8 protein-coding genes are annotated in these 7199 nt (G+C 66.7%); 2 read left to right on the top strand and 6 right to left on the bottom strand.

Annotated elements, in window-relative coordinates:
* The 4 genes from carB to dapB form a co-directional block, all read right to left on the bottom strand.
* On the bottom strand, positions 1–2323 hold a 2323-nt coding region (gene carB, locus AC1DJN_RS19085), incomplete at its 3' end, for a carbamoyl-phosphate synthase large subunit (RefSeq protein WP_478039802.1).
* A 54-nt stretch (positions 2324–2377) separates the two neighbouring features.
* Positions 2378–2926: a hypothetical protein gene (locus AC1DJN_RS19080; protein ID WP_442252244.1), complete on the bottom strand. Its 549-nt coding sequence runs from the start codon at positions 2924–2926 to the stop codon at positions 2378–2380.
* On the bottom strand, positions 2926–4056 hold the full coding sequence (gene carA, locus AC1DJN_RS19075; protein ID WP_442252245.1) for a glutamine-hydrolyzing carbamoyl-phosphate synthase small subunit: 1131 nt from the start codon (positions 4054–4056) through the stop codon (positions 2926–2928). The genes AC1DJN_RS19080 and carA overlap by 1 nt, the downstream gene beginning before the upstream one ends.
* A gap of 288 nt (positions 4057–4344) precedes the next feature.
* Positions 4345–5073: a 4-hydroxy-tetrahydrodipicolinate reductase gene (gene dapB, locus AC1DJN_RS19070; RefSeq protein ID WP_080277594.1), complete on the bottom strand. Its 729-nt coding sequence runs from the start codon at positions 5071–5073 to the stop codon at positions 4345–4347.
* A gap of 159 nt (positions 5074–5232) precedes the next feature.
* Between dapB and AC1DJN_RS19065 the strand changes: the two genes are divergently transcribed.
* Together AC1DJN_RS19065 and AC1DJN_RS19060 are read left to right on the top strand one after the other, a co-directional pair.
* The gene (locus AC1DJN_RS19065) at positions 5233–5628 is read left to right on the top strand and encodes a MerR family transcriptional regulator (protein ID WP_059064101.1); all 396 of its coding nucleotides are present in this window, start codon (positions 5233–5235) and stop codon (positions 5626–5628) included.
* A 55-nt stretch (positions 5629–5683) separates the two neighbouring features.
* Entirely contained in the window at positions 5684–6265 is a 582-nt protein-coding gene (locus AC1DJN_RS19060; RefSeq protein ID WP_140227034.1) for an NAD(P)H-dependent oxidoreductase, read from the top strand.
* Between the two features lie 204 nt (positions 6266–6469).
* Here AC1DJN_RS19060 and AC1DJN_RS19055 read toward each other — a convergent pair whose 3' ends face one another.
* Together AC1DJN_RS19055 and AC1DJN_RS19050 are read right to left on the bottom strand one after the other, a co-directional pair.
* Positions 6470–6724: a DUF6587 family protein gene (locus AC1DJN_RS19055; protein WP_025874739.1), complete on the bottom strand. Its 255-nt coding sequence runs from the start codon at positions 6722–6724 to the stop codon at positions 6470–6472.
* The coding region (locus AC1DJN_RS19050; RefSeq protein ID WP_478039798.1) for a nucleoside recognition domain-containing protein at positions 6724–7199 on the bottom strand (476 nt) is incomplete at its 5' end. The genes AC1DJN_RS19050 and AC1DJN_RS19055, both read right to left, overlap by 1 nt.

Here is a 7199-nt window from a genome sequence, read left to right as displayed (position 1 = left end):
GGACGTTGCCCTGGGCGTCGGCGATGATGTCCACGTCGCACTCGACGGCGTTGTCGAGGAAGCGATCCAGCAGCACCGGCGAATCGTTGGACACCTTCACCGCGTCACGCACGTAGCGGGCCAGATCGGATTCGCCGTAGACGATTTCCATCGCGCGGCCRCCCAGCACGTAGCTCGGGCGCACCACCAGCGGGTAACCGATCTCGCGCGCCAGCAGCAGGGCTTCCTGGTCGTTGCGGGCAATGCGGTTCGGCGGCTGCTTCAGGCCCAGCTGTTCCACCAACTGCTGGAAGCGCTCGCGGTCTTCGGCCAGGTCGATCGAGTCCGGGCTGGTGCCGATCACCGGCACGCCGTTGGCTTCCAGCGCGCGTGCCAGCTTCAGCGGGGTCTGGCCGCCGTACTGCACGATCACGCCCTTGGGCTGCTCCAGCTCGACGATTTCCAGCACGTCTTCCAGGGTCAGCGGTTCGAAGTACAGGCGGTCGGAGGTGTCGTAGTCGGTCGACACGGTTTCCGGATTGCAGTTGACCATGATGGTTTCATAGCCATCCTCGCGCAGCGCCAGTGCCGCGTGCACGCAGCAGTAGTCGAACTCGATGCCCTGGCCGATGCGGTTCGGGCCACCGCCGAGGATCATGATCTTGTCGCGGTTGCTCGGCGCGGCTTCACACTCGTCCTCATAGGTCGAGTACAGGTAGGCGGTGCCAGTGGAGAACTCGGCGGCACAGGAGTCCACGCGCTTGTACACCGGGCGCACCTTGTGCGCGCGACGCAGCGCACGCACCGCGGCTTCGTTGGTGCCGGTCAGCTGGGCCAGGCGGGCGTCGGAGAAGCCGGCACGCTTGAGCTTGCGCAGGCGCGCCGCATCCAGTGCGTCGATGCCATCGGCTGCGACCTGGGTCTCGGCGGCGATGATTTCTTCGATCTGGTCCAGGAACCACGGATCGATGTAGGACAGCTTGAAGATGTCCTCCACGCTCATGCCGGCGCGGAACGCGTCGGCGACGAAGAACAGGCGCTCCGGACCCGGCGCCTTCAGCTCGCGGCGCAGGGTCTGCAGATCGTCTTCACTGGTCAGGTCCAGGCCGGTCGGGTCGAAGCCGACCTTGCCGGTTTCCAGGCCACGCAGGGCCTTCTGCATCGATTCCTGGAAGGTGCGGCCCATCGCCATCACCTCGCCCACCGACTTCATCTGGGTGGTCAGGCGTGCATCGGCAGCCGGGAACTTCTCGAAAGCGAAGCGCGGAATCTTGGTGACGACGTAGTCGATGGACGGCTCGAASGASGCCGGGGTCWKGCCGCCGGTGATSTCGTTCKWCAGTTCGTCSAGGGTGTARCCSACGGCCAGYTTSGCCGCGACCTTGGCGATCGGGAARCCGGTGGCCTTGGACGCCAGCGCCGAGGAACGCGACACGCGCGGGTTCATCTCGATCACCACCACGCGGCCGGTGTCCGGGTTGATGCCGAACTGCACGTTCGAACCACCGGTATCCACGCCGATCTTGCGCAGCACGGCGATGGAGGCATCACGCAGGCGCTGGTATTCCTTGTCGGTCAGGGTCTGCGCCGGGGCCACGGTGATCGAGTCACCGGTATGCACGCCCATCGGGTCCAGGTTTTCGATCGAGCAGACGATGATGCAGTTGTCCGCGGTATCGCGGACCACTTCCATCTCGWATTCCTTCCAGCCCAGCACCGACTCTTCSACCAGCACTTCGGTGGTCGGCGACAGTTCSAGGCCGCGGTTGACGATCTCGATCAGCTCTTCGCGGTTGTAGGCGATGCCGCCGCCACTGCCGCCCAGGGTGAAGCTGGGGCGGATGATGGTCGGATAGCCGACGCGGGTCTGGATCTCCAGCGCTTCGTCCAGGGTATGGGCAACGGCAGCGGTCGGGCACTCCAGGCCGATCTCGCTCATCGCCACGCGGAACAGCTCGCGGTCTTCGGCCATCATGATCGCTTCGCGCTTGGCGCCGATCAGCTCGACGTTGTACTTCTCAAGCACACCGTTGTCGGCCAGGTCCAGCGCGCAGTTCAGCGCGGTCTGGCCACCCATCGTCGGCAGCAGCGCGTCGGGCTTCTCCTTGGCGATGATCTTCTCGACGGTCTGCCAGTTGATCGGCTCGATGTAGACGGCGTCGGCCATCTCCGGGTCGGTCATGATCGTGGCCGGATTGCTGTTGACCAGCACCACGCGGTAGCCCTCATCTCGCAGGGCCTTGCAGGCCTGGRCGCCGGARTARTCGAACTCACASGCCTGGCCGATGACGATCGGGCCGGCRCCGATGATSAGGATGGTCTTGAGGTCAGTGCGCTTGGGCATTTTCTTCTCTAAGTCAGTACAGCGTGACAAGGGGGAGTGATCGCACGCTGTCGATCAGGAAATCTCTTCGGGTTTCAGCGCAATCCCGCACTGGTCCTGCAATCCCTGGCTCAGTTTCACCGCAAATTCGTCAGGGACGCTCATTGCATCGAAACCAGCATCCAGGCGCTTGAAGGACGTACTGCCGAGAAAGGCGTCGAATCCGGCGGCGTACGCCTCGTCGTTGACGTTGACCGACGCGTCCGCTGCCGACTCCGGGAGCGCGCCGGTGAGGATCAGGTAACCCTTTCCGGACGGTGTGGCCAGGAAGCGCGACCAGTCCGCGACGATCACGTCACCGTCCTCGCCAAGGCTGTTGATCAACGACTGGCGCGCATGAACGTAGAAGAACGACTGGATGGAGGTGCGGGCGCATTGGCGATCGCTTTCGGCCAGCGCTTTGAGCGTTGGCACCTCCTCGACCATCATCGCCGCCGACGACGCACCGACCGAGTCCTTCTTCAACGTGTGCAGCAGCGCGTCCATGTCCGCAGCGGACGCCGGCGCAGCCTGTGCCGCACCCGCGGCGCAGCACAGCGACAGCAGCAGAGCGGCGCTGCGCATCAAGCCTTCGCCTCGGCCATCAGGGTCACGAAACGATCGAACAGCGGACCGACGTCATGCGGGCCCGGCGAGGCTTCCGGGTGGCCCTGGAACGAGAACGCCGGCACATCGGTGCGGGCGATGCCCTGGTTGGTGCCGTCGAACAGCGAACGGTGGGTCACTCGCAGCGTGGCCGGCAGACTGGCTTCATCGACCGCGAAGCCGTGGTTCTGCGAGGTGATCATCACCCGGCCGCTGTCCAGGTCCTGCACCGGATGGTTCGCGCCGTGGTGGCCATGGCCCATCTTGATCGTCTTCGCGCCCGAGGCCAGGCCCAGCAGCTGATGGCCCAGGCAGATGCCGAAGGTCGGGATCTTCACGTCGATGAAGGTCTTGATCGCGGCGATCGCGTAGTCGCACGGTTCCGGGTCACCCGGGCCGTTGGACAGGAACACGCCGTCCGGCTTCAGCGCCAGCACTTCAGCGGCCGGGGTCTGCGCCGGCACCACGGTGACCTCGCAGCCGCGCTCGGCCAGCATGCGCAGGATGTTGGTCTTCACGCCGAAGTCGTACGCCACGACCTTGTACTGGGCCGGCACGCTGACGAAGGCGTTGGCGTCCAGGTCCAGCTGGCCCTCGGTCCAGACGTAGGTCTTGTCGGTAGTCACGACCTTGGCCAGATCCATGCCCTTCAGGCCCGGGAACTTGCGGGCCGCTTCCAGTGCCTTTTCCGCATCGATGCCGTCGCCGGCCATCAGCGCGCCGTTCTGGGCGCCCTTCTCGCGCAGGATGCGGGTCAGCTTGCGGGTGTCGATGCCAGCGATGGCGACCACGCCACGCTGGATCAGCCAGTCCTGCAGCGACACCTGGCTGCGCCAGCTGCTCGGGCGGCGCGGTACGTCGCGCACGATCAGGCCGGCCGACCACACCTTGGACGCTTCATCGTCCTGGTCGGTCATGCCGGTGTTGCCAATGTGCGGATAGGTCAGCGTGACCATCTGCCGGGCGTAGGACGGGTCGGTCAACACTTCCTGGTAGCCGGTCATGGCGGTGTTGAACACCACTTCACCGACGGACAGGCCGGGCGCGCCTACGGATTCGCCCTCGAATACGGTGCCGTCTTCGAGGACGAGGATTGCGGCTTGGGTCACGGAATTCTCACTTTGGCTACCGAGGGGGTGCCGAAGTCACGCCTGCGCTCACGGAAATCCGGTTGCAAAAAAGCGCGGACGTACGGTCTGGGACCGGTCCGGCTTTCGTGATTCGGCGAGTGCGAATTGTAGCGGTGCCGGGGCGCTCGCGCCAGCGGTTATCGCCATTCATGAACAGGCGATTGCGCATTCATTTCAATCCGGGGCCGTATGCAGGCACCCAAGGGTAGCGCCGGGCCATGCCCGGCGGATCTGCCACCGACGCCGGGCATGGCCCGGCGCTACCGTTTACAGGGGGCCGTCCAGCAGGTCACGTACCCGGTAGCTGCCAGCCGCCCGGCCCTGCAGCTGGCGAGCGGCAAACAGCGCCCCGCGGGCAAAGATGTCGCGGTTGGTGGCCCGGTGCACCAGCTCGATGCGCTCGCCCAGGCCGGTGAACTGCACCAGATGCTCGCCGACGATGTCTCCGGCGCGCAGGCTGGCGTACTGCGGCTCGGCTCCGCCCCGCTGCGCCGCGGCACCCAGGGTCAACGCCGTGCCCGAGGGAGCGTCCTTCTTCTGCGTATGGTGYGATTCGACGATGTCGCAGTTCCAGCCGGCCAGCGCCTGCGCTGCACGTTCCACCAGCTCATCGAGCACCGCCACGCCCAGGCTGAAGTTCGACGCCCACACCAGCGGGATCTTCGCCGCCGCTGCTTCCAGTGCCTGGCGCTGCACACTGGAAATACCGGTGGTGCCCGATACCAGTCCTGCACCGCGCTCCACGCACAGTGCCAGCAGCGCATCGAAGCCCTCGGGCAGGCTGAAGTCGATCGCCACATCGAACACCGGCGCCCCCGGCAACTCGCTGGCCGCGAAGAACGGCACGCCGTCGATCACCCGCTGCGCCGGCGCGCGGCCGGTCACCGCAGCGACGATCTGCAGGGAATCAGGATGTTCGGCGGCCAGCCGCAACAGGGCCTGGCCCATGCGCCCGGAGGCGCCGTGAATAAGCAATCGCAGGGGAGTCTGGTTCATGCACGCAGGCTAGCGGCAGYACGCATGGTCCGGCAAGCACTGTCGCTGCTACGCTGCGTGCCCCTTCAAGCGCTGGCCCGCACCTCATGCACCTTTGCAAACCGCCCGCGCCAAGCGCTGAAGCCATCATGCCGCCTGCGCGGATGCAGGGCTGAAACGGTGCGCATTTCCGAAGTCGCCCGCCGTACCGGCGCCAGCGCCAAGGCCATCCGCCTGTACGAGGCACGCGGCCTGCTGCCGCCAGTGCCGCGCCTGAACCGCTATCGCGACTACAGCGAGCAGGACGTGGCCTGGGTGCAGCTGATCCGGCAGGCACTGGGGCTGGGCATCGGCTTGGCCGCCATCACCCGCCTGCAGCGTGGCGACGGCCAGCTGGACTGGCCAGCCGTGCTCGCCCTGCTGGAACGCCAGCGCACTGCGATTGCCGCCGAGCGCGAGCGGCTTGCCCGCGTCGAGGTCGAACTGCAGCAGGTGGGTGACGAGCTGCGGCAATGGCTGCAGCAGGGCGATGGCACCTGCGTGCTGGTTCCCGCTGGCTGCCCTGGCGGGGTTTGACTCTGCCCTTGGGGCATAGCGCAACGTCGGTCGCCTTCCAGCCTCCGAGACTGCCGTGTCCCGTTCCATCCTGATCCTGCTTGGCCATCCCGACCGCGACAGCCTGTGCGGCGCCCTCGCCCAGCGCTACGCGACCGCCGCCCGCAACGCCGGCCACCGCGTGCACATGATCGCCCTGGGCGACCTTCAGTTCGACCCGGTGCTGCGCCACGGTTATCGCCAGATACAGCCGTTGGAAACCGACCTGCAGGATGCAGCAGACGCGATCCAGGCCTGCGACCACCTGGTGCTGGTCTACCCGACGTGGTGGGGCGCGATGCCGGCACTGCTGAAGGGCTTCTTCGATCGCGTGCTGCTGCCGGGCTTCGCCTTCCGCTACCGTCGCGATTCGGTGTGGTGGGACCGGCTGCTGGCGGGGCGCAGCGCGCGGGTCATCACCACGCTGGATACGCCGCCCTGGTACTACCGCTGGATCTACCGCGATCCGGGCATCACCCAGATCCGTGCCACCATCCTTGAGTTCTGCGGCATCCGCCCGGTGCGGGTCAGCCGGCTGGGCCCGGTGCGCAGTAGCACGCCGCAACAGCGCGAACGCTGGTTGGCACTGGCAGCGGAGCTTGGCACCCGGGCAGGTTGAGGCATCGCCGCGAACCGGTCGCCTCACCCTGCCTGCAACGTAGATCCAAGTCCTGCGTGGATGATCAATTCCGACACCGCTGGAGGGCAGCGCTGGGGATGGGTAGATCCACGCCATGCGTGGATGATCAATCGGCAGTGCGGACCAAGGTCCGCACCCACCAGGGAAGGTCCGCACTCACCAGGGCAGCGCCCAGACGCCTCTCTAGTGCTGCTTCGGCGGCGTCGGTCCGCAGCTGTCGCAGCCGCCGCACGCACCGCCACCGCCAGTGGCCGGCGGCGCGATCTTCCGGCCCAGCGCCTGCAGCCAGGCCGCACGGCCCGGCTTCAGCAGCGCCAGTGCCAGCGCGCCGCGCAGCTTGCGCACGGTGCCGGGCGCCTGCTTCTTCAACACCACCCACGCACTGACCAGCACGGCCACCGCGATGATCAGGTACTGGACCAGCAGGCCGGCATCCATCAGCCGCCTCCCAGCGCCACGGTCACCTGGTAGGTGATCAGCGCCGCGACATAGGCGGCAGCAAACAGGTAGAACGCCGAGAAGCCCATCGTCTTCCACGAGTTGGTCTCGCGCTTGATGGTGGCCAGCGTCGAAATGCACATCGGCGCGTAGATGAACCACACCAGCAGGGCCAGGCCGGTAGCCAGCGACCAGCCGTCGGCCACCACCGGCGACAGTGCGGAGATCGCCGCATCATCATCGGCGGCCGACAGCGCATACACCGTCGCCAGCGAGGACACCGCTACTTCGCGCGCAGCGAGGCCCGGGATCAGCGCGATGCAGATCTGCCAGTTGAAGCCCAGCGGCGCGAAGATCGCGGTCATCGCGTGGCCGATCTGGCCGGCGTAGCTGTAGTCGATGGCCGGCATCGTCGCGTCGGCGGGCGCGCCCGGGAACGACAGCAGGAACCACAGCAGGATGGTCAGCGCCAGGA

This window comes from Stenotrophomonas sp. 05L414_2, assembly GCF_056397905.1.
Note: the sequence above shows the minus strand (reverse complement) of the source record. Positions and strands in the feature narration are given on the sequence as shown.

What these genes read in the sequence shown, in the direction of transcription:
- AC1DJN_RS19080 (WP_442252244.1), bottom strand. Translation starts at nt 2,926, where the DNA reads ATGCGCAGCGCCGCTCTGCTGCTGTCGCTGTGCTGCGCCGCGGGTGCG.
- AC1DJN_RS19055 (WP_025874739.1), bottom strand. Translation starts at nt 6,724, where the DNA reads ATGGATGCCGGCCTGCTGGTCCAGTACCTGATCATCGCGGTGGCCGTG.